The 1,640-nt window shown below is 70.3% G+C and carries 1 protein-coding gene; it reads right to left on the reverse strand.

The features are described 5' to 3' along the window. On the reverse strand, positions 1–1,525 hold a 1,525-nt coding region (locus AB0K36_RS34645), incomplete at its 3' end, for a hypothetical protein (RefSeq protein ID WP_364601819.1). Between the last annotated feature and the right edge of the window lie 115 nt (positions 1,526–1,640).

Genomic DNA, 1,640 nt, shown 5'->3' on the forward strand with positions numbered 1-1,640 from the left:
GGTAGGTGGCCAGCCGGGGCCAGTACGGGTCGGCGAGAATGTGGGGATCGAGGGTGGCGATGAGGGGACGCCACCGTTGAGTGCTGTTGTGTTCGCGGGTGATCGCCGCGTCGACGTTGTCGTGGATGAGCTTTTGCACGGCAGCTGAGCGGTTGGCGTGCTGCCCGGGCCCGGTGAGCCGGGTGTCGGCGGCGTCGACGTCGTGGGCGGCGCGGAACACCGCGATCTCGGCGGTCAGCCCGGGCTGTTGGGCGATGAGGCGGCGGGCCCAGGCCGGTGCAGTCGCTTGGGTCCAGTGGTGGGCGGTGTCGCGGATCTGGTCGGCACACTCGGTGACCCGTTGTGCACGTTCGGTGAGGTATTGGCCCCACACGGGTTCCTCACGCAGCGCGGCGGGGATGGCGGGCAGCCAGCGCAGCGGGCCCACCGTGCCCAGGCTGGTGCCGGCCGGCGTGGGTAAGCGCCAGTCGAGCACCGCGGCGACATCGACAGCGTTGCCCAGGGGTTTGGCCGCGGCGTGCTGAAGCGCCTCGATGGGGTCGTGGCCGTCGAGGGCGAGCAGGGCTAGGTTGCGCCGCAGCACCGGCCAGGCCTCAGCGTCGGTGATGTCGCTGGCGATCGCCGTGGCGGCCTGGTCGATGCGGGCCATGGTGTCGGTCCCGGCGAGGTGTTCTGCCCCGGTGGCCAGGGCGTCGGCGTACATGCTGGCCAGCCCGTGCAGCCGCTGGAACGGGTCGGTTTCGGCGTGGGCGGCGGTGTGTGAGGACACCTGGCGGCCGTCGCGGCGCAGAATCGCGGTGAGGATGTCGACCGCGGTGGGCTGCTGGGTGGCCTTGGGCGCCAGGATGCGGTGCGGGTCGGCTTCGGAAGTTGAGAAGTAGACGTGGTTTTCGTCTTTGGCGCGGGTCGCGGCGACGTAGAGCTGTTGGCGGGTGAGGTGATCAGTACCCACGATGTGGCAGGTGCCCTTGATGTCGTGGGTGCCGGCGGTCAGGCCTTGGGCGGCGTTGATCGTCGAGGCGTAGCCGAGGGTGGTGTTGGCCGCGGCGTAGTCCGCCGGCAACCGGACAGTCCCGGTTTTCGGGTCGCTGCCGAGCCGGTACGCGGTGAGAGAGCCGTCGCGGTGCACGGATTTGATGACCCAGCGGTGCCCATTCTTGACCCACGTGCCGTTGCGCATCCGCAGCCCGCGGGCGTTCTGTCGGGTGATGATCCAGTCGCCGGCCGAAGCGGTCAGCCCGTCACTGAGCGTCACGGTCGCTGAGGGGCTTTTCTCGGTGCGGAGCCGGTCAAGGCGGGCGCGTTCGTTGAGTTCGGCGACGAGCTCGTTGGTGGGCGCCAGCAGCACACTGCGATGCCCGGCCGCAACGTCGTCGGCCCAGGCTTGGTAGGCCATGTCGGCGGCGGTTTGGTCGGCTCCGACGTGCACTCGGCCGTGGTCGATGTAGTAGGCGATGCCGGCGGGATCGCCGGCGCGGACGGCCAAGCTGGCCGCGCTTTGGGCCGGGTCGCGGAACCGCACCACCTCCGACAGCGTGAGGGTTTCGGGAGGGCAGGTCGGCGTGCTTGGTGCGGAGCATGGCGAGGGAGCGGATGAGGACCTCGCGGGTCTCCGCCGGGTCGATGACGTCGTCGACCAG

It is taken from the genome of Streptomyces kurssanovii, assembly GCF_040677245.1.
Lineage (GTDB): Bacteria > Actinomycetota > Actinomycetes > Streptomycetales > Streptomycetaceae > Streptomyces > Streptomyces kurssanovii.